The following is an 18,570-nucleotide window of genomic DNA, read 5'->3' on the forward strand; positions in this document are numbered from 1 at the left end:
CCGGTAAGGGCGGCCGCAAGCGGTTGTGCGAAGGATCAGAGCGCCTTGATGGTGCCCTTCGGCAGCAACGTGGTGATTGCGCCCTTCTGCACATTGATCTCGACGTTGTCGGCGATTTCAACGGTCACGAAGGTCTCACCGACCTTCGAGATACGACCGGCCAGACCGCCCGAGGTCACGACTTCGTCGCCCTTGGTCAGTGCGGCCAGCATGTTGCGGGTCTCTTTCTGACGCTTCATCTGCGGACGGATCATGATGAAGTACAGCACCACGAACATCAGCACGAGCGGCAGGAAGCTCATCAGGCTGCTGGTCGGGCTGGCGGCGCCAGCCGTCTGAGCGTACGCTTCGGAAATCAGCACGTTCGGTTCTCCTTATGTAAGACGTGTAGAAGCCGCGTGTGCCGGTCTTCCGGACACGCGCGGCGTGTGTTTCGGTGCGAGGATGCAGGATCCAAGCCCGGCATTTTACCACTGCCCGACCCCGTTCCCGGGGGATTCGGTGCCCGAGTCGATTGTCCTCGGACCCCGGCCGTCACTGCACGCCACGCGAGCGATCGGCCTTGAACCTGGCGACGAACGCGTCGAACTGGTGCGCTTCGATGGCATCCCGGATTTCCTGCATCAGCGTGAGATAGTAATGCAGGTTATGGATGGTGTTGAGCCGCGCGCCCAGAATCTCCCCGGCTCGCTGCAAGTGGTGCAGATAGGCGCGCGAGAAGTTTCGACAGGTGTAACAGCCGCAAGTTTCGTCCAGCGGGCGCGTATCGCTCTTGTGCGATGCGTTGCGGATCTTCAGATCGCCGAAGCGCGTGAACAGCCAGCCGTTGCGGGCGTTGCGCGTGGGCATCACGCAGTCGAACATGTCGACGCCAGCGGCCACACCGGCCACGAGATCCTCCGGCGTGCCCACGCCCATCAGGTAATGCGGTTTGTTTGCGGGCAGACGCGGCGCCACGTGCTCCAGCACGCGCATCATGTCTTCCTTCGGCTCGCCGACCGACAGCCCGCCGATGGCGTAACCGTGGAAGTCCAGCTCCGAGAGTCCGGCGAGCGATTCGTCGCGCAAATGTTCGTACATGCCGCCTTGAACGATGCCGAACAGCGCGTTCGGGTTCTCGAGGCGGTTGAATTCGTCGATGGAGCGCTTGGCCCAGCGCAGCGACATGCGCATCGACTGACCTGCTTCCGATTCCGTGGCCGGACGGCCGTCGATCTCGTAAGGCGTGCATTCGTCGAACTGCATGACGATGTCCGAGTTGAGCACGCGCTGGATCTGCATCGAGATTTCCGGCGAGAGGAACAGGCGGTCGCCGTTCACCGGCGACGCGAACTTCACGCCTTCTTCGCTGATCTTGCGCAGATCGCCGAGACTGAACACCTGAAAACCACCCGAATCCGTGAGAATGGGCCGATCCCAGCCCATGAAGCGGTGCAGGCCGCCATGTGCGGCAATCGTCTCCAGACCCGGGCGCAGCCAAAGGTGGAAGGTATTGCCGAGGATGATCTGGGCGTTGTTCTCGACCAGTTCGACCGGCGACATCGCCTTGACCGAGCCGTAGGTGCCCACGGGCATGAAGATGGGCGTCTCGACCACGCCGTGGTTGAGCGTGACGCGCCCCCGGCGGGCTTGCCCGTCGGTGGTGATGAGTTCGAACTTGAGCATGTGTCGTGCGCCCCGGCACCACCGGCAAAACAAGCCGGCGCCCGCTCGGGACGTAAAAAGGTGGCCCGCGCCCCATGCGCGGCCAAGGCGGTATTGTACTTGGTCACACGGCCGTGGATCCCACGGCCGTACGGATTCAGGCAGCGGCCTTCGGGGCGTCCTGAATTTCGACGCGCGACAGGATCATTGCGTCGCCGTAGCTGAAGAAGCGGTAGCGCTGTTCGATGGCGTGACGATACGCCGCGCGGATCGTCTCCATGCCCGAAAACGCGGAGACGAGCATGAGCAGCGTGGACTTCGGCAGGTGGAAGTTGGTGATCAGACGATCGACGAGCTGGAAGCGATAGCCCGGGGTGATGAAGATGTCCGTCTCGGCACTGCCGGGGCGTAGCGTGCCCGGCTCGCCCCCTGCGGCACGCGTGGCCTGTGCGCCGGACTCCAGGGCGCGCATCGACGTCGTGCCCACGGCGATCACCCGTCCGCCGCGCGCGCGCGTGGCGGCGATGGCGTCGACCAGTGACGGCGTGATTTCGTACCACTCCGAGTGCATCTTGTGCTCGCCGATGTTGTCCACGCGCACCGGCTGGAACGTGCCTGCGCCGACGTGCAGCGTGAGCGTGGCACGTTGTACGCCGAGCGCGTCGAGCCGGGCGAAGAGGCCGTCGTCGAAGTGCAGTCCGGCCGTCGGGGCCGCCACGGCGCCCGGGTTACGGGCGTAGACGGTCTGGTAGCGGTTCTCGTCGGCGGCGTCGGCATCGTGTTCGATGTACGGCGGCAGCGGCAGACGCCCGTAGGTCTCGAGCAGCGTGTAGCAGTCGTCCGGGAAATGCAACGTGTAGAACTGATCGACGCGCTCGCCGACGGTCACGTCGAAGGCATCTGCCAGACGCAGCGCGGTGCCGGGCGGCGGGCTCTTGCTGGCGCGGATCTGGGCGAGCGCGGTGCGTGCGTCGATCACGCGCTCGACGAGCACCTCGATCTTGCCGCCGCTCGCCTTGTGGCCGAACAGGCGTGCCTTGATGACGCGGGTGTCGTTGAATACGAGCAGATCGCCGGGGGCGAGCATCGCGGGCAGATCGGCGAAGCGACGATCGTACAGATGGGGCGGCGTGACGCTGCCGTCGACCTCCAGCAGGCGGCTGGCGGTGCGCTCGGTGAGCGCGGTCTGCGCGATCAGTTCGGGCGGCAGGTCGAAATCGAAATCGGAAAGGGTATACATCAGCGTTTACAATGCTAAGGTCTGTCCAGACCCTGAAACCGACATTTTACTTGGTTCGCCCGATAGCCCGCCGGATCGCGATGTGATCCCTCGATGGCCAGACCGGCAAACCAGGCATCAACGCCCCCGACGCCCCCGACTCGCGACTGCATGACCGAACGCAGAATGCCCGCCACCGCGCCTGACGACGCCTCCGCCGACCTCGTGGATCTTGCCGACGCTGCAAGTCCGCCGGCGGACGCCGCTTCGCGTCCCGCAGACAAAAGCGCGAAGCGCGGCACTAAACCGTCGGGCACGAAGGCTGAGAATGTCGATAAGGCTGAAAAATCCGAAAAGCCGGGCAAGCCCGCCAAGAAAGAGAAGGACGCCAAGCCCGCCGCGAAGAAAGCCGCCGGCAGTGCCGACAAGCTCGCCAAGCTCGGCCTCAAGCGCGACATCGATCTGATCCTGCATCTGCCGATGCGCTACGAGGATGAGACCACGCTACGCAAGATCGGCGAAGTGCTGCCGAGCGAACTCGCGCAGGTCGAAGGGGTGGTGACGTCGAGCGACGTGGCCTACCGTCCACGCCGCCAGTGGGTCGTGCGTATCGCCGACGAAGGCCACGAACTGGTCCTGCGGTTTCTGAATTTTTATGGCAGTCAGCAAAAGCAGCTTGCCATCGGCACCCGTGTGCGCGTGCGTGGCGAAGTCCGCGGCGGCTTCTTCGGGCTGGAGATGGTGCACCCCGCCTATCGGGTCGTGCAGGACGCTGCCGCACCGCTGCCCGAATCCCTGACGCCGGTGTATCCGAGTGCGGCCGGTCTGTCGCAGGCCTATCTGCGAAAGGCGATTCACAACGCGATGGATCGCACGCCGCTGCCCGAGCTTCTGCCGCCGGGGTTACTGCAAGACGCCATCGGTCCGGATCATCCGCTCCCCGCCCTTGCCGACGCGGTCCGCCTGCTGCATGCGCCGCCGCCCAACGTCTCGGAGACGGCGCTCATGGAGCGCTCGCATCCCGCGTGGCTGCGTATCAAGTGCGAAGAATTGCTCGCCCAGCAGTTGTCGCTCAAACGGGCGCAGGCGGCGCGTCGTCGCCTGTCCGCCCCGGCCCTTGGCAAGCATGTGCCGGGAGGCTTGCTCGAACGCTTCGAAGCCGCGCTGCCTTTCCGGCTGACGGGGGCGCAGCAGCGTGTCTGGGCCGAGATTCGCGCCGATCTGACCGAGGCGCATCCGATGCAGCGTCTGCTGCAAGGGGACGTTGGCAGCGGCAAGACGATCATCGCGGCGCTCGCCGCCGCGCAAGCCATCGACGCGGGGTTTCAGGCCGCCATCATGGCGCCTACGGAAATCCTCGCGGAGCAGCATCTGCGCAAACTCTCGGCGTGGCTCACACCGCTGGGCGTGGAGGTCGCGTGGCTCGCCGGCAGCATGAAGGCAAAGGAAAAGCGCGAAGCGCTGGCCCGCGTGGCCAGCGGCGAAGCGCAGCTCGTGATCGGCACGCACGCCATCATTCAGGACACGGTGACGTTCGCGCGTCTGGGCATGGCCGTCGTCGACGAACAGCATCGCTTCGGCGTGGCGCAACGTCTCGCGCTGCGCAGCAAGATGCAGACGGCGGGCATGGGACCGAACGCCATGCCGCATCAGTTGATGATGAGCGCGACGCCGATTCCGCGCACGCTCGCCATGACGTACTACGCCGATCTCGACGTCTCCGTCATCGACGAATTGCCGCCGGGCCGCAGCCCTGTCGTGACGAAGCTGATCAGTGACACGCGGCGTCCGGAGGTGATCGACCGTGTGCGCGCGGCGGCGCTTGCCGGACGGCAGGTGTACTGGGTGTGCCCGCTGATCGAGGAGAGCGAGGCGCTGCAATTGCAGACCGCCGTCGACACGCACGCGCAACTGGTGGCGGCGCTGCCGGAGTTACGCGTCGGCCTCGTGCATGGACGTCTCTCGCCCGCCGAGAAGGCCGCCGTGATGGAAGACTTCACGCGCGGCGACACGCACTTGCTGGTGGCCACGACCGTCATCGAAGTCGGTGTGGATGTGCCTAACGCGTCGCTGATGGTGATCGAGCACGCCGAACGCTTCGGCCTCGCGCAGTTGCACCAGTTGCGCGGGCGCGTCGGTCGCGGCTCGGCGGAATCGGTCTGTTTGCTGATGTACGCGTCGCCGTTGTCGATGGGCGCGAAGGCGCGCTTGCAGACCATGCGCGAGACGACCGACGGTTTCGTCATCGCCCGGCGCGATCTGGAAATTCGTGGCCCCGGGGAGTTCCTCGGGGCGCGTCAGTCGGGGGCGGCCATGCTGCGCTTCGTCGATCTGAATGAAGACGCGTGGCTGATTCCGGGCGCGCAGGAGGCGGCGGAGGTGCTGCTCAAATCGCATCCCGGCGCTGTGGCCGCACATCTGGAGCGCTGGCTCGGGGCGCGTGAAGACTATCTGAAGGCTTGATGATGGTTTGAAGCACGCATGATCCTCGCGGCGTCGGCGTCGGCGTCGGCATCGGCGTCGGCATCGGCGTCGGCGTCGACGGCAGCGGCGGGGCGGGAGGGTGACGGCAGGCGTGTGACGCGATGGGCGTCGCCCGAAATCGGTGAAAACGGGCATTTGCCGTCCGATTGTGCTATAAAAAACAAAATCTATCGATTGCGGTAATTCGATTAATTTACACAGGTTAGGACGACATGACCCTCACGGAACTCAAGTACATCGTGGCGGTGGCGCGTGAACGCCATTTCGGTCGCGCGGCGGAAGCCTGTTTCGTCAGCCAGCCGACGCTCTCGGTGGCCATCAAGAAGCTCGAAGACGAGCTGAACGTACAGATTTTCGAGCGTGGCGCCGCCGAAGTGAGCGTGACGCCGCTCGGCGAGCAGATCGTGGCCCAGGCGCAGCGCGTGCTCGAACAGACCATCGCCATCAAGGAAATCGCCAAGCAGGGACGTGACCCGCTCGCCGGGCCCCTGCGTCTGGGCGTGATCTACACCATCGGGCCGTACCTGCTGCCGGCGCTCGTCAAGCAGATGATCGAGACCACGCCCCAGATGCCGCTGATGCTGCAAGAGAACTACACGCTCAAGCTCATCGAATTGCTCAAGCAGGGCGAGATCGACGCGGCCATCATGGCGTTGCCGTTCCCCGAGAGCGGGCTGATGGTGCGTCCGCTCTACGACGAGCCGTTCGTCGTGGCGTTGCCGCGCTCGCACCCCTGGGCCGGCCGTCCGCAAATCGACGCGGGCGATCTCAAGCAGGAGACGATGCTGCTGCTCGGCAGCGGGCATTGCTTCCGTGACCACGTGCTCGGAGTGTGTCCCGAACTGATGCGTTTCTCGCAGAACGCCGACGGCATTCAGAAGACGTTCGAAGGTTCCTCGCTGGAGACGATTCGCCACATGGTCGCGAGCGGCGTGGGTATTACCGTGTTGCCGAAGACGTCGGTGCCCGAAACGCAGTCGCCAGACAGTCTGCTGAGCTACGTGCCGTTCTCGGCGCCGGTTCCCGACCGTCGGGTCGTGCTGGCGTGGCGCAAGAGCTTCACGCGTCTGCCGGCTATCGAGGCGGTGGCGCAGGCCATTGCCCGATGTGATCTGCCGGGCGTGATTCCGCTCGATCTGCCGGCGACGTCCAACTGATGGATCACTGACCGACGGGTGGGGGACCGGATCGTCCCGCCCCACACCCCTCACCACATCGCCGAAGTCTCCCGTTTCAGCCATACGCCGCTGCCTTATGCCGCGGCGTATTGTTTTTACCTATGACATATATAAAAACGATTAATTCGACCGTTTTAATATAAATAATTAATCTAGCAACATGCGCTCGGCACCCGACCCATCAAGGGGCACAAGCCGCCGACCGCCGAGCAGTCCCTCAACAAAAGACGCATTCAAAGGTGCCCGCAATGACCCAACTCAAGGCCTATTTGCACGCCATCGAAACCACGCTGGAACAAGTACTTGCCGAGTTCGCCCTGATGGGCGCCTGACTCGCAAGTCGCAAGAGATCGCCCGATCAGGAACCAGGAAACAGGAGAGCGTCACATGTCCGATACGAAGAAACTTACGACTGCCGCCGGTGCGCCGGTCACCGATAACCAGAACACCTTGACGGCCGGCCCGCGTGGCCCGGCGTTGCTGCAAGACATGTGGCTGATTGAAAAGCTTGCCCACTTCGACCGGGAAGTGATTCCGGAGCGTCGCGTGCACGCGAAGGGCTCGGGCGCCTTCGGCAAGCTGACCATCACGCACGACATTACGAAATACTCCCGCGCCCGCGTGTTCGAGGCCGTTGGTAAGGAAACGCCGGTGTTCCTGCGCTTCTCGACGGTGGCCGGTGAGCGCGGTGCAGCCGATGCCGAGCGCGATGTGCGTGGCTTCGCCCTGAAGTTCTACACCGATGAAGGCAACTGGGATCTCGTGGGTAATAACACGCCGGTGTTCTTCATCCGAGATCCGCTGAAGTTCCCGGACTTTATCCATACGCAAAAGCGTGATCCGAAGACCAACATGCGCAGCCCGACGGCTGCGTGGGATTTCTGGTCGCGTTCGCCGGAATCGCTGCATCAGGTCACCATCCTCATGAGCGATCGCGGCTTGCCGAAGAACTATCGCCAGCAGCACGGTTTCGGCTCGCATACGTTCAGCTTCATCAACGCGGCGAACGAACGCTTCTGGGTGAAGTTCCACTTCAAGTCGTTGCAGGGTGTGGAGAACGTGACGAACGCCGAGGCGGCAGAGATCGTCGCCAATGATCGCGAAAGCCATCAGCGCGATCTGTTCGAATCGATCGAAGCCGGCAACTTCCCGCGCTGGCGCATGCAGGTGCAGGTCATGCCGGAGGCGGATGCCGCGAGCTATCGCTTCAATCCGTTCGACATCACGAAGGTGTGGCCGCATGCGGACTACCCGCTGATCGACGTGGGCGTGCTGGAGTTGAACCGTAACCCGGAGAACTACTTCGCGGATGTCGAGCAGGCCGCGTTCAATCCGGGCAACGTCGTGCCGGGTATCGGCTTCTCGCCGGATCGTCTGTTGCAAGGGCGTCTGTTCTCGTACGGCGATACGCAGCGTTATCGCCTTGGCGTGAATCACAGCGCCATTCCGGTCAACGCACCGAAGTGCCCGTTCCACAACAGCTTCCATCGCGACGGTGCGATGCGCGTGGACGGCAATCTCGGCGGCACGCCGAACTACGAGCCGAATCGCTACGGTGCATTCGCTGAGCAACCGGAGTATCGCGACCCGCAGCAAGCCGTGGGTGCGGTGGCTGATCGCTTCGACCACCGTGAAGACGAGGACTACTACTCGCAGCCGCGTGCGCTCTTCCGGTTGTTCGACGATGCGCAAAAGGCGCGTTTGTTCGGCAACATCGCAGCGTCGATGAACGGCGTGCCCGATGACGTTGCCGAGCGTCAGATCGGTCACTTCGCGAAGATCGATCCGGCGTATGCGCAAGGCGTGATCGCCGCACGCAAGGCGCTGGCGAAGTAAGGCCTCGCAGATGCAGGCGCTGACGGCATGACTGCCGGGCTGACGGCGGAACGTGCTGAAAGGCGCAAGAAAGGCAGTTCAGCGGGGGGGGGGCGAATGCCGTCCCCGCGCGGGTGCTTGTGTCGCGGAGAGCGGCGAGATTTAGGTACGCTCAGCCCGCCGGCCAGAAAGCGCGGATCGCGGCGATGCCGTAGGCCCCGGCATTGCGTGCGCTGTTCAGTGTCTCGGCACGCATGCCGCCGAGCGCAAACACCGGCAGCGAGGTTTGCGCGGCGAGCCTGGTGAATGCCGGCCAGCCGAGCGGCGTGGCATCGGGGTGCGTGGCGGTAGCGAGTACCGGCGAGAGCGTGACGAAGTCGAGTCCGAGGCGCGTCGCATGCGCGAGTTGCGCGGCGTCGTGACAGGCGGCGCTGACGATTTTCCAGCCATCAGGGCGCGCTTCGCAGGCCATCAGACGTTCACTGGTCAGATGCCAGCCGTCCGCTTTCGGCACCGTATCGGCGATGGAGCTGCTGGTCGGTGCGAGCCACCGGTCGGCGACGTCGTGAGGCGGATTCAGGATGAGCTGCGCCCCTGCGGCGTGTGTCAGGGCCAATGCGCTTTCGGCCAGCGCGCGATAGCCGTCCGCATCGAGCGAGCGATTACGCAACTGAACGAGGCGGGTGCCCCGCGCGAGTGCCTGAGCGAGTTGCGAGGCGAACGCAGCGATCTGGGCGCGTGAAGCGACATCGGGCGTTACCAGAAGCTGGCGGGGCAGCGCGGGCGAACGGGCGTGGCCGTCGTGCGCGTCGGTGTCGTGGGATTTCTCGCTCGCACGCGATGTTCCGGCGCGACCTGGGGGAATCGAAGGCAAGGAAGGCATCGAGGGCAAGGAACGCATCGAAGGGCGGTAAGCGCAAACCTGGCGCGAATCATGTGACGGCGCACACGCGCTGGCAGCGCGGATCCGGTGTGAGCGGCATGGGCGAAGTGTAACCGGAATGCGTCGACGAACGTCTTGAGGAAAGTACGGAGATCGGCCGCGCGGAACATTGCGGCGTCCACACTCTCCCACCCCATGTGCGTGCGACGTTGTTCTGTGTCACACGCAGCCCATATGGCGCCGATAGACTCGCGCGGTGCTCGCCGGGCATCGGTCAATCGGCAATTTTATTTCAGCGCGTCTTCGGATTTTTTGACAGACGGCACAGCAAACGGAGTCGGATCATGGCAAAGAAAAACCAGGCAGCCAACGTGGCAAGCGTGAACATCGGCATCAGCGACAAGGATCGCAAGCGTATCGTCGAAGGATTGAGCCATCTGCTGGCTGACACTTACACGCTGTACCTGAAGACGCACAACTTCCACTGGAACGTGACCGGTCCGATGTTCAACACGTTGCATCTGATGTTCGAAGGCCAGTACAACGAACTTGCGCTGGCCGTGGATCAGATCGCTGAGCGGATTCGCGCGCTGGGCTATCCGGCGCCGGGCACCTACAAGGAGTTCGCGAAGCTATCGTCGATTCCCGAAGCCGAGGGCGTGCCTGCGGCCGAAGAGATGATTCGTCAACTGGTCGAAGGGCAGGAGGCCGTGACGCGTACCGCGCGCGGTATCTTCCCGATCGTCGACGCCGCCTCGGACGAGCCGACTGCCGACCTGCTCACGCAACGCATGCAACTGCACGAAAAGAACGCGTGGATGCTGCGCAGCCTGTTGGCCTGAGCCCCGCAGGCCGACGCTCGTCGGCCGCCATCGACGCCCGTGCCTGTGCACGGGCGTTTTGCATTGGCATTCGCCTGTCAAAACGTGCCAGCGCCTCCGAATTCTCACAACGCATGCCGTGAGTGCTATCACACGGGAGCGGTCTATAGAGAAAGGATGCACTCCTCGACCCAGTCCAGTACACTGGCCGGATGCCTTTCGACTGGCTCGCCCGCAATCTCCTCGTCAGCGTGTTTCTGCCACCGGCCAACGTGCTGGTGCTCGCGGGGCTTGCGTTCGTGCTTTGGCGGCGCTTTCCGCGTAGCGCCAAGACCTTGGCCGTGATCGCCGTGCTGGCCTTGTGGGTACAGGCGATGCCGTGGGTGGCACAGAAACTTTCCCAGCCCCTCGAAGTCGGCACACCGGTCGACCCGAACACGCTCGACGCCGCACGTCAGGCGCCCGGCGCGGCGACGACGTTGCCGCAGGCGGTGGTGATCCTGGGCGGTGGCATGAGTGTCGGCGCATCGGAGTTCGGTCGCGAAAACGGGGCCGATCTCAGCGACGCCACGTTGGCCCGGGTGCGCTACGGGGCCTTCCTGGCGCGTCGGGCACGGTTGCCGATTCTTGTCTCTGGCGGCAGCCCGTCCGGTCGCGCAGCCGAGGGACCCGTCATGGCGCAGGTGATGTCGGACGAGTTCGGCTTACCGGTGCGCTGGGTCGAAGGACAATCATTGAACACGGCGCAAAACGCCATCTTCAGCGCGCGTATGTTGACGAACGTCGGCGTATCGCGCGTCTATCTGGTCACGAGCGCCTGGCATATGCGTCGGGCTCGCGACCAGTTCGAGCGAGCGGGGCTGACGGTGGTACCCGCACCGTGCTGCCGTGCGAATGTGCTCGAAGCGGACGCCGTGTCCGGCTGGTGGCCGACCATCGACGGCCTGCGCGTCACCCGTGCAGCGCTGCGTGAGTGGATGGCGCTGGGCGTAGGACATTGAGCGGATCGCGCCGCCGCCTGCAAAACGTCACGAATTCCCGGCATCGTAGGCGGCCTGCGGAAGAAAGTAGGAACGTTAGATTTTTTGGGGACGTACGTGATCGCACGCCCCCTGAGTTGCCAACCCTAATCGAGAGAGACGTATGAAGACGAAAGCTGTCCTGACCGTTGAAGACGTGCAGAAGATCAACGCGGCCGCCGTGGCGGAAGCCACCTCGAACGGCTGGAATGTGTGCATCACCATCGTCGACGACGGCGGTCATGCCCTGTCGCTGCATCGCATGGACGGCGCTGCCCCCAGCACGGCCATGATGTCGCTGGGCAAGGCGCAGACCTCTGCCGTCGCCCGTCGCGAGAGCGGTGCGTTCGAAGAGATGATCAACGGTGGTCGTTACGCGTTCCTGAGCGCACCGAACACCGCCATGCTCGAAGGCGGCGTGCCCATCGTCGTGGACGGCAATGTCATTGGCGCGGTGGGCGTGTCGGGCGTGAAGTCGGCGCAGGACGCGCAGATCGCACGTGCCGGTATCGCTGCCGTTACCGGCGCCTGATATCGCGTAAGCCGGCCCAAAAGAAAAACCCCGCTCTTTCGAGCGGGTTAAAGGCTTGTCAGGCCGGCTGGCACAACCCGAGGCTTGGCAGGTTGCGCCACGAGGAGAACATCAATGAAACCCGAGTGGACGGACAAAAAAAGTGGCTTGGCTGGCGCGCAACGCAGGTAGAGAGGGGCTTGCCGTAACTACATGGGATCGCGTTGCGTTCGCTGGCTACTGCCAAACACCTCTTAGGCGAGGTGGTCCCCACAAAACTCGGTGAAGGTGGCGGCAAGGTCGTGGTCTTGCCACCGCCAAAATCCTTTACTGCATCAAACTCGACAACTTACTTCGTCAGGATCAGCTTGCCGTAGCGCGTAGCGCGCAGTTGGTAGGTCTGTCCGTTGTGCAGGATGTTCACGCATTGCGTGCCCTGCAACAGGTGATCGCTCGTCAGCAGGCGACCGGTGGTTGGGCTGGCCGGCTTTTCTGCCGCCGGGCTGGCCACTTGCGAACGCGACACCGACAAGGTGCGGCGCGGTGCCGTGGCAGGCGTGGTCTGGCGGGCAGTGGTGTGGCTTGCGGTCATCTCGCTCATCCGTGTGGCTGACTGTGAGAAGAATCTTAAATGAGAATCATTCCCATTTATATTTGAATTTGACTATTGTTATTTTTTATTCGGTAGTTTCTATCTAAAACTACGTTGTCGGACGGGGGATGAGGCCGTCCGACAAATGACGCTCAAACGCTGGATCAGCCCAGCGCGCCTTGCTCGGCGAGTTCGCGAATACGGCGGACGGTGTCGATGTCCGCTTCGCGATAAGCCGATTTCACAAACTCGCTGTAGCGCGTGTCTGCGGTCGCGGCGTCTTCCGGCAACGTCGTACTGTACGTAAATCGTACGAAGTAATGCGTCGGATTGGGCTCTTCGATACGCATCGTAAGGGTGCCGCCTGCGTGGGCATCGGTCGCTGCCGTTTCGTAGCGCACCGCCTGCTGGGCGTCGAACACGACACGATCGAGCACGACGGTCTCACCGAAACGCAGTTCGCGGTTCAGGGTGTTCTCAGTGCGCTCGTGCATGACGCACTCGTCGAGCCCCAGCACGAAGGCCTCCGGCTGTTCGGCGCGCAGCACGAGGCCACGCCAAAGTTGATCGCGCGTAAGTGCGAGAGTCAGCGGGTTCAGGAGGTCGTTGACCTCGATCAGGTGTTCGTACTGCAAGACTATTTCCCCTTGATTCCTTGGATGACGCCGAGTCGCGCGACGGCGAGACTTCAACGCGTGAGCGCGATGATTCCCCCCGTGGCGCAATGCCGTGCCGGGGACTGCCGCATGCAATCCGTCAGCACGGCGTCGGGTGTCTATTCGACCAGCGAACTCTCGATGGCGACGGTGCCCGACAACACCTTGTGAATTGGGCACGCATTGGCGATTTCCAAGAGGCGCTGACGCTGTTCCTCCGACAAATCCCCGGCCAGTTCGATCTTGCGCGTGATTTGCGTCGTACCGGCAGGCGGTTTGCCGTCCGGGTTCATCGCGAGTGTCACTTTCACGTCCTTGAGCGGCCATTCCTTGCGACGCGCGTACATATGCAGCGTGATCGACGTACAGGCCCCAAGGCTGGACAGCAACATTGCCGACGGCGCCGGGCCGAGATCGCCGCCACCGAGTGACTCGGGTTCGTCGGCGATCCATTCGTGCTTGCCGTCCGACAGATGGGTGGTGTATCCGGCAGCGCCCAGGTGGGCGGTGACAATCGCTTCTGCGGCCATGGTGACTCCTGTAGGTCCTGACGGCGGCTTAATGGAGGCGGCCCGGTGAAACCGGGCCACAACGTACTCTGCGTGCTTTGAGTGTCATTGTGACCCAATTTCGCCGGGCCGGCGGGAATGGCGCGAGCCAGGCCATCGCCCGCTCGCGTGTCCCCGAAGACGTTACCTGAACGGTGCCTGCGGATCAGGTCCGGGAGACGGAGGCCGGGATGTGTCCCATGCGTCCCGCCTGAAAGTCGAGGATCGCCTGACGAATCTCGCTCTCCGTGTTCATCACGAACGGGCCGTAGCGTGCCACCGGTTCGCCGATCGGCTTGCCGCCGATGAGCAGGAACGACAACGGCGTGTCGCCGTCGTTACGCACGGTGATGCCCTCGCCCTCGTTGCCGAACACGACCATCTGATGTGCCTTGGCGGCGGTAGCTTCGGCCCCGAAATGCCCTTCACCATCGACCACGTACGCGAACACGTTGAAGTCCGCAGGCACCGGGTGATCCAGCAACGCCTGCGGTTGCAGCGTGAAGTGCTGATACAGGATCGGCGTGTGCGTCTCGATGGCGGCCTGCTTGCCCAGCGCCTCACCGGCGATCACGCGAACGCAGACCTTGCCGTCGTCGCTGGTCGCCGTCGGAATTTCGGCGGCGGGCAGTTCCTGATAGCGCGGCGTCATCATCTTGTCCGCGCTCGGCAGATTCACCCACAACTGGAAGCCGTGCATTTCGCCACCGCGTTGCTGAAACGCCTGCGACGGCATTTCCGAGTGAATCACGCCGGCACCGGCTGTCATCCATTGCACGTCGCCCGGGGTGAGCTTGCCTGCGTGGCCCTGGGAGTCACGATGTTCCATTTCACCGGCGAGCAGATAGGTGACGGTCTCGAAGCCGCGGTGCGGATGGTCGGGGGCGCCCTTGGCGTCGCCGGGGGCCACTTGCATCGGACCCATCTCGTCGAGCAGCAGGAACGGATCGAAGTCCATCATCATGCGCGTCGGAAACGGGCGGTTGACGTAGAATCCGGCGCCTTCCTGCGTTTGCGCTGCCGTGAAGACACGGGCGACCGGACGGGCGTAGGTGGTGCTCATGGGGAAATCTCCTGTGAGGATGCGCGTCGCACAAGGACTTGCGGCGTGTCGGCATCCGTTGTCATGTCCCCACTATATCGGGGGGAATGGCACCGGGAGTAGCCCGCAACACTGGAAGGATTGTTACCGGAATGGAACAGTCGACGAGAAGTCGGGGGGATTGCGGAGGAAAAGCGAAAGGAGGCGCAGGAGTTGGACCAAAGCTGAACCAAAGCTGAACCAAAGCGATGAGAAACGCGGGACGAAAAAAAGCGCGGTGACCAGCACCGCGCCCGAGCTTCTGCGATTCGTGGATTTACCGGCTTACTTGGCCGGTTCGGTCACGAAGCCGAGTTTGGTGACACCTGCCGTCTGTGCCTCGGAAAGCACCTTGGCGACGCTCTCGTAACGCACGTTCTTGTCGGCGAACAGATGCAGTTCCGGTTGCGGCTGCGCGTCGGCGGCCTGTGCCAGACGCGCCTTGAGCGTGTCGTCGTCGATCTGCTGCTTGTCCCAGAAGACACTGCCGTCTGCCTGGATCGACAGATCGACCTTGGCAGGTTTGGTGTCTTCCGGCTGGCTGCTCGCCTGCGGCAGGTCGAGCTTGACCGCGTGATTGAGCACCGGCAGCGTCACGATGAAGATGATCAGCAGCACCAGCATGACGTCGACGAGCGGCGTCATGTTGATTTCGCTCATCATTGCGTCATCGGCGCCGTCGTCGCTGCTGTATGAACCCATAGCCATAGCGAACTCCTTCTCTTGCGCGGCGGCTTAGCTGGCGCTGGCCGACGTGGACTTGTTGCGCACCGGCGTGACGTTGTTGGCGAACTGCGTCGAGTGCACGCTGGCGCCCGTCAGGAAGTAACCGTGCAGGCTGTGTGCGAAGCGGTTGAGCTTCGAGACGATGCCCTTGTTGGCGCGCGTCAGGGCGTTGAAGCCGAGCACGGCCGGAATGGCGACGAACAGACCGAAGGCCGTCATGATCAGGGCTTCACCCACGGGGCCAGCCACCTTGTCGATGGTCGTCTGACCCGAGGCGCCGATGGCGAGCAGGGCGTGATAAATGCCCCACACCGTACCGAACAGACCGACGAACGGCGAGGTCGAACCGATCGAGGCGAGCATCGCGAGACCGCTTTGCAGACGCGAGACCGTATCGTCCACCGAGTTCTTCAGCGCGCGCGTGATCCAGTCGCTCACGTCCATCTTGTCGTGCAGATGCGGCTGGCTCTGACGGTGATGTTCGGCGGCGTCCTGACCGGCGAGTGCCAGTGCGAGGAACGGATTGTTCTGACCCGATTCGCCGAGCTTTTGCAGACCGGCAGAGAAATTCTCCGAGTGCCAGAAGTCCGGCTCGGCCGTGCGCGTGAGGCGGGAGAGGCGGAAGACTTGCGTGCCCTTGATGATAATGACCGTCCAGGACAGCACCGACATCACCAGCAACACGATCGCGATGGCGCGGGTGACGAAATCGCCCTGCGACCAGACGTGGCTCAAACCATACTCTTGCATTTTTCGTTCCTCGGAAGATCCAGTTCGTAGATCGTTACGTTAATCGTTCAGATTGAAGTTAAACGGTTTGGTCGCGGCCGCTTCGACCGCGCGGCCATTCTGCATCGGGGGGGCACAGCGCATTGCCAGTGCGGCGGTGCGCGCTGCCTGATCGAGACGGGGGAAACCGCTCGACTTGACGACATTGGCGCTCGAGACCACCCCACGGGTGTCGATCACGAGGCGCAACGTGACGGCGCCTTCTTCGCCCACACGGCGCGACTGCGTCGGGTAGACCACACGCGGTTCGTCGCACTTCACGGCCAGCCCTTCGATCGGGCCGGACGGCGCGGGCGCCGGGGCCGGTGCGGGCGGCGCCGGCGGCGTGGGTGCCGCTTGCTGCACCGGTTCGGTCGTCGTTTGTTGCGGCGGCGCGACCGGTTCGGCCTTCTGCGTAATGGCGTTTTTCGGTTGCTCGCGCGGCTTGGGCGGCGGCGGCGCGACCTTCGGCTTGGGCGGTTCCGGCTGCGGTTTGGGCGGCGCGGGTTGCGGCGGCGTGGGGGCGGGCGTGAGCGGAATGATCGTCGCGGTGAAGGTCGTCGGCTCGATCGTTGCCTTTTCAGGCTCGTTGCGCAGGTGCGACAGACCGACCAGAGCGGCAATGTGAACGACAACGATCGCAGCGGCAATCGCGATGGCGCGCGGCGACGTCAGCGGATCGCGGAATTGCGAGAGCGCAAGGCCAGGTGAGGTCACGGCGGGAGACACGGCGGTCGACATGGTAACGGCTAGGGTACGCTAAATTGCGGCGGTGAACAGTGAGTGAAGCGCGGTGCGCAAAGCCTCTGGGTTCGGGACAGGCCGGACGTACGATCAAAGGAAAACCGCGCCATGGGGCGCGGTCGGCGAACGCAGTGAGTCAGAAACCGTACTCGAACTCACCTTCGAAACAGGAAAAACGACAAACATAACGTCGAAATAAAGCCAATCAGGAGTTCCATCTGACACCTCCAGGGTGACAACGTCGCTGGCTGGCGCATGGCGCCGCAATGTCGCGGAACGCCTGGCTGGCTCCATTACCCCGTGGCTATCCGGATGACTGCCACGCTGGTGAAATTCCAAATCGTTCAAAACCGGTCATGCAGGACGAGCAGGCGTCTCGTCGTCGAACTGCGAGCGCTGAAACTGATGAGGCGGATCAAGCCGCCAGCGCGAGTTCCTGACGCACCACCACGACTTCCGTCGTCGTCTCGACGCGCACGGACTGGCAGCAGCCACCGCACGAGCGGCCACAGCACGGCGTGGCACCGGTCACCATTTCCTGGACATACGGACCGCACTTGCCGCAGCACAACGCAACGCCGAGGTCGATCTGAAGATCTTCCATCGAGGTGGCGCCGGCGTCGAGGCAAGCCTTGATCTGACGGTCGGAAACGGATTTACACACGCAGACGATCATGATGAAAACGTCAAAATGTAACAATAATGAGAATAATTATTATTTAAGTCGACGTCTTTTGCAAGCGGCATTGACCTATCCCATGGCACGCACAGGGATATACGGCAAGCGTATCAGGCGGAAATGATGGGAGGGTTTGAGGCGAATGCCAGGCGGGACGGGGCTTGCGGGGCCGGTTGGGGTGCGGCCCACGCAGGGCCTAGGGCGCGACTACCGGGGCCGACTGGGGTGCTTGAGCCGACTGATCGGCAACCTCACCGGCAGCCAGTGCCGTCGTCGCATCGATTTCGATCGTCTGCACGCGTGGCGCATCCACGATCAGGCGGTCCGCCATCGTCTGAAGGGCATCCGCGTTGGCGGTCGTGAAAAAGTGAAGACTGCCGCCGTCTCCCGATGCAGGGGGCGCGGCCAGATCGTCTACCTCAAGCCGTCGTTGAAGCTGGCGGGCGATGGCTGCACCGGTGTCGACGAGCGTGAGTGCGGTGCCGAAATGCCGCTCGATGGCAGGGATCAGGAACGGGTAGTGGGTACAGCCGAGCACCAGTGTATCCGCGCCTTGCGCGAGCATCGGCGCGATGTATTTATCCAGCAGCGCGATGACCTCGGGCGAATCGACATCGCCGCCTTCGATACGCTCGACCAGCCCATGGCCCGGCTGACACAGAAACCGCTGCCCCTGTGCGGTGTGACGCGCCAGCAGATCTGCGAAGCGGGCACTGCGCAGCGTGGCGGCGGTGGCGAGCACGCCGATCACACCGCTGCGAGATACGGCTGCCGCCGGCTTGATGCCCGGCTCGACGCCGACCACGGGCCATGAGTCGTCGGCGCGCAGGGCAGCCACGCCGTGGGCTGTGGCCGTATTGCAGGCGACGACGAATGCCTTGGCGCCGCGCTCGCGTAACCATCGGCCGATCGCCAGACTACGTTGTTCGAGGAACGCGTCGGGGCGTTCGCCATAGGGGGCGTATCGGGAGTCGGCGACATAGATCAGCGACTCGCGCGGAAGCCGCGCACGAACGGCCTGCAAGACCGAGAGGCCACCGAGGCCGGAATCGAAAACGCCAATCGGCGCGTTGGAGGGCATGGCAAATGAAAAAGGGCCGGCAAGTTGCCGGCCCCGAAATTCTAGCGCAAAGCCTGCCGTCCGAAGTCGATGACGATGTCGGTGCGGCGGCGCGCTTTTCTTATCTGGGTTTTGCGGGGTG

At 63.5% G+C, this 18,570-nt stretch carries 19 protein-coding genes; 6 read left to right on the forward strand and 13 right to left on the reverse strand.

The features are described from left to right. Positions 1-35 precede the first annotated feature (35 nt). The 3 genes from yajC to queA all read right to left on the reverse strand — a co-directional run bounded on the left by yajC (position 36) and on the right by queA (position 2,884). The gene (gene yajC / locus PCA20602_RS16160) at positions 36-302 is read right to left on the reverse strand and encodes a preprotein translocase subunit YajC (protein WP_240493473.1); all 267 of its coding nucleotides are present in this window, start codon (positions 300-302) and stop codon (positions 36-38) included. Positions 303-534: 232 nt separating this feature from the next. Further along, positions 535-1,665 carry a tRNA guanosine(34) transglycosylase Tgt gene (gene tgt / locus PCA20602_RS16165; protein WP_069341418.1) on the reverse strand — a complete coding sequence of 377 codons (1,131 nt, stop codon included), beginning with the start codon at positions 1,663-1,665 and terminating at the stop codon, positions 535-537. A 136-nt stretch (positions 1,666-1,801) separates the two neighbouring features. Further along, positions 1,802-2,884, reverse strand: a complete 1,083-nt coding sequence (queA, locus tag PCA20602_RS16170) for a tRNA preQ1(34) S-adenosylmethionine ribosyltransferase-isomerase QueA (RefSeq protein WP_150722092.1) — start codon at positions 2,882-2,884, stop codon at positions 1,802-1,804. Positions 2,885-2,977: 93 nt separating this feature from the next. On the opposite strand from queA, the gene recG reads away from it, so the two are divergent. The 3 genes from recG to PCA20602_RS16190 all read left to right on the forward strand — a co-directional run bounded on the left by recG (position 2,978) and on the right by PCA20602_RS16190 (position 8,361). Next, positions 2,978-5,326, forward strand: coding sequence for an ATP-dependent DNA helicase RecG (gene recG, locus PCA20602_RS16175; protein WP_425495674.1), 2,349 nt, complete (start codon positions 2,978-2,980; stop codon positions 5,324-5,326). A 233-nt stretch (positions 5,327-5,559) separates the two neighbouring features. Continuing rightward, complete coding sequence (locus PCA20602_RS16185) at positions 5,560-6,504, forward strand: LysR substrate-binding domain-containing protein (protein ID WP_150722095.1); 945 nt, start codon at positions 5,560-5,562, stop codon at positions 6,502-6,504. Between the two features lie 408 nt (positions 6,505-6,912). Then, complete coding sequence (locus tag PCA20602_RS16190) at positions 6,913-8,361, forward strand: catalase (RefSeq protein WP_150722096.1); 1,449 nt, start codon at positions 6,913-6,915, stop codon at positions 8,359-8,361. A gap of 151 nt (positions 8,362-8,512) precedes the next feature. Here the strand turns inward: PCA20602_RS16190 and PCA20602_RS16195 are convergent, their stop codons facing one another. Continuing rightward, entirely contained in the window at positions 8,513-9,118 is a 606-nt protein-coding gene (locus PCA20602_RS16195; RefSeq protein WP_246182192.1) for a thiamine phosphate synthase, read from the reverse strand. A 449-nt stretch (positions 9,119-9,567) separates the two neighbouring features. Here PCA20602_RS16195 and PCA20602_RS16200 point away from each other — a divergent pair, with 449 nt between their 5' ends. The 3 genes from PCA20602_RS16200 to PCA20602_RS16210 all read left to right on the forward strand — a co-directional run bounded on the left by PCA20602_RS16200 (position 9,568) and on the right by PCA20602_RS16210 (position 11,595). After that, positions 9,568-10,065: a Dps family protein gene (locus tag PCA20602_RS16200; RefSeq protein WP_069341413.1), complete on the forward strand. Its 498-nt coding sequence runs from the start codon at positions 9,568-9,570 to the stop codon at positions 10,063-10,065. 191 nt (positions 10,066-10,256) lie between these two features. Beyond that, positions 10,257-11,045 (forward strand): YdcF family protein, encoded by a 789-nt coding sequence (locus PCA20602_RS16205; protein ID WP_150722098.1) that lies wholly within the window; start codon positions 10,257-10,259, stop codon positions 11,043-11,045. Between the two features lie 142 nt (positions 11,046-11,187). Continuing rightward, positions 11,188-11,595 carry a GlcG/HbpS family heme-binding protein gene (locus PCA20602_RS16210; protein WP_150722099.1) on the forward strand — a complete coding sequence of 136 codons (408 nt, stop codon included), beginning with the start codon at positions 11,188-11,190 and terminating at the stop codon, positions 11,593-11,595. A gap of 328 nt (positions 11,596-11,923) precedes the next feature. On the opposite strand, the gene hemP is transcribed toward PCA20602_RS16210, so the two are convergent. The 9 genes from hemP to murI form a co-directional block, all read right to left on the reverse strand. Further along, positions 11,924-12,166, reverse strand: a complete 243-nt coding sequence (gene hemP, locus PCA20602_RS16215) for a hemin uptake protein HemP (protein ID WP_425495675.1) — start codon at positions 12,164-12,166, stop codon at positions 11,924-11,926. Between the two features lie 164 nt (positions 12,167-12,330). Further along, positions 12,331-12,801 (reverse strand): SRPBCC family protein, encoded by a 471-nt coding sequence (locus tag PCA20602_RS16220; protein ID WP_069341409.1) that lies wholly within the window; start codon positions 12,799-12,801, stop codon positions 12,331-12,333. A 140-nt stretch (positions 12,802-12,941) separates the two neighbouring features. Beyond that, positions 12,942-13,352 (reverse strand): OsmC family protein, encoded by a 411-nt coding sequence (locus PCA20602_RS16225; protein ID WP_150722101.1) that lies wholly within the window; start codon positions 13,350-13,352, stop codon positions 12,942-12,944. A 184-nt stretch (positions 13,353-13,536) separates the two neighbouring features. After that, positions 13,537-14,433, reverse strand: coding sequence for a pirin family protein (locus PCA20602_RS16230; protein WP_150722102.1), 897 nt, complete (start codon positions 14,431-14,433; stop codon positions 13,537-13,539). A gap of 303 nt (positions 14,434-14,736) precedes the next feature. After that, positions 14,737-15,159 carry an ExbD/TolR family protein gene (locus tag PCA20602_RS16235; protein ID WP_069341406.1) on the reverse strand — a complete coding sequence of 141 codons (423 nt, stop codon included), beginning with the start codon at positions 15,157-15,159 and terminating at the stop codon, positions 14,737-14,739. 27 nt (positions 15,160-15,186) lie between these two features. After that, complete coding sequence (locus PCA20602_RS16240) at positions 15,187-15,927, reverse strand: MotA/TolQ/ExbB proton channel family protein (protein ID WP_150722103.1); 741 nt, start codon at positions 15,925-15,927, stop codon at positions 15,187-15,189. A gap of 39 nt (positions 15,928-15,966) precedes the next feature. Beyond that, positions 15,967-16,686, reverse strand: coding sequence for an energy transducer TonB (locus PCA20602_RS16245; RefSeq protein ID WP_150722104.1), 720 nt, complete (start codon positions 16,684-16,686; stop codon positions 15,967-15,969). 418 nt (positions 16,687-17,104) lie between these two features. Then, on the reverse strand, positions 17,105-17,365 hold the full coding sequence (locus tag PCA20602_RS16250) for a (2Fe-2S)-binding protein (RefSeq protein ID WP_069341404.1): 261 nt from the start codon (positions 17,363-17,365) through the stop codon (positions 17,105-17,107). Positions 17,366-17,564: 199 nt separating this feature from the next. Next, positions 17,565-18,449: a glutamate racemase gene (gene murI, locus PCA20602_RS16255; RefSeq protein ID WP_150722105.1), complete on the reverse strand. Its 885-nt coding sequence runs from the start codon at positions 18,447-18,449 to the stop codon at positions 17,565-17,567. Positions 18,450-18,570 lie beyond the last annotated feature (121 nt).

The organism is Pandoraea capi (assembly GCF_902459735.1).
Lineage (GTDB): Bacteria > Pseudomonadota > Gammaproteobacteria > Burkholderiales > Burkholderiaceae > Pandoraea > Pandoraea capi.

Excerpts from the sequence above, each read along its gene's own strand:
- yajC (WP_240493473.1), bottom strand. The coding sequence starts at position 302 with ATGAGCTTCCTGCCGCTCGTGCTGATGTTCGTGGTGCTGTACTTCATC.
- tgt (WP_069341418.1), bottom strand. The coding sequence starts at position 1,665 with ATGCTCAAGTTCGAACTCATCACCACCGACGGGCAAGCCCGCCGGGGG.
- queA (WP_150722092.1), bottom strand. The coding sequence starts at position 2,884 with ATGTATACCCTTTCCGATTTCGATTTCGACCTGCCGCCCGAACTGATC.
- recG (WP_425495674.1), top strand. The coding sequence starts at position 2,978 with ATGGCCAGACCGGCAAACCAGGCATCAACGCCCCCGACGCCCCCGACT.
- PCA20602_RS16185 (WP_150722095.1), top strand. The coding sequence starts at position 5,560 with ATGACCCTCACGGAACTCAAGTACATCGTGGCGGTGGCGCGTGAACGC.
- PCA20602_RS16190 (WP_150722096.1), top strand. The coding sequence starts at position 6,913 with ATGTCCGATACGAAGAAACTTACGACTGCCGCCGGTGCGCCGGTCACC.
- PCA20602_RS16200 (WP_069341413.1), top strand. The coding sequence starts at position 9,568 with ATGGCAAAGAAAAACCAGGCAGCCAACGTGGCAAGCGTGAACATCGGC.
- PCA20602_RS16205 (WP_150722098.1), top strand. The coding sequence starts at position 10,257 with ATGCCTTTCGACTGGCTCGCCCGCAATCTCCTCGTCAGCGTGTTTCTG.
- PCA20602_RS16210 (WP_150722099.1), top strand. The coding sequence starts at position 11,188 with ATGAAGACGAAAGCTGTCCTGACCGTTGAAGACGTGCAGAAGATCAAC.
- hemP (WP_425495675.1), bottom strand. The coding sequence starts at position 12,166 with ATGACCGCAAGCCACACCACTGCCCGCCAGACCACGCCTGCCACGGCA.
- PCA20602_RS16225 (WP_150722101.1), bottom strand. The coding sequence starts at position 13,352 with ATGGCCGCAGAAGCGATTGTCACCGCCCACCTGGGCGCTGCCGGATAC.
- PCA20602_RS16230 (WP_150722102.1), bottom strand. The coding sequence starts at position 14,433 with ATGAGCACCACCTACGCCCGTCCGGTCGCCCGTGTCTTCACGGCAGCG.
- PCA20602_RS16235 (WP_069341406.1), bottom strand. The coding sequence starts at position 15,159 with ATGGCTATGGGTTCATACAGCAGCGACGACGGCGCCGATGACGCAATG.
- PCA20602_RS16240 (WP_150722103.1), bottom strand. The coding sequence starts at position 15,927 with ATGCAAGAGTATGGTTTGAGCCACGTCTGGTCGCAGGGCGATTTCGTC.
- PCA20602_RS16245 (WP_150722104.1), bottom strand. The coding sequence starts at position 16,686 with ATGTCGACCGCCGTGTCTCCCGCCGTGACCTCACCTGGCCTTGCGCTC.
- PCA20602_RS16250 (WP_069341404.1), bottom strand. The coding sequence starts at position 17,365 with ATGATCGTCTGCGTGTGTAAATCCGTTTCCGACCGTCAGATCAAGGCT.
- murI (WP_150722105.1), bottom strand. The coding sequence starts at position 18,449 with ATGCCCTCCAACGCGCCGATTGGCGTTTTCGATTCCGGCCTCGGTGGC.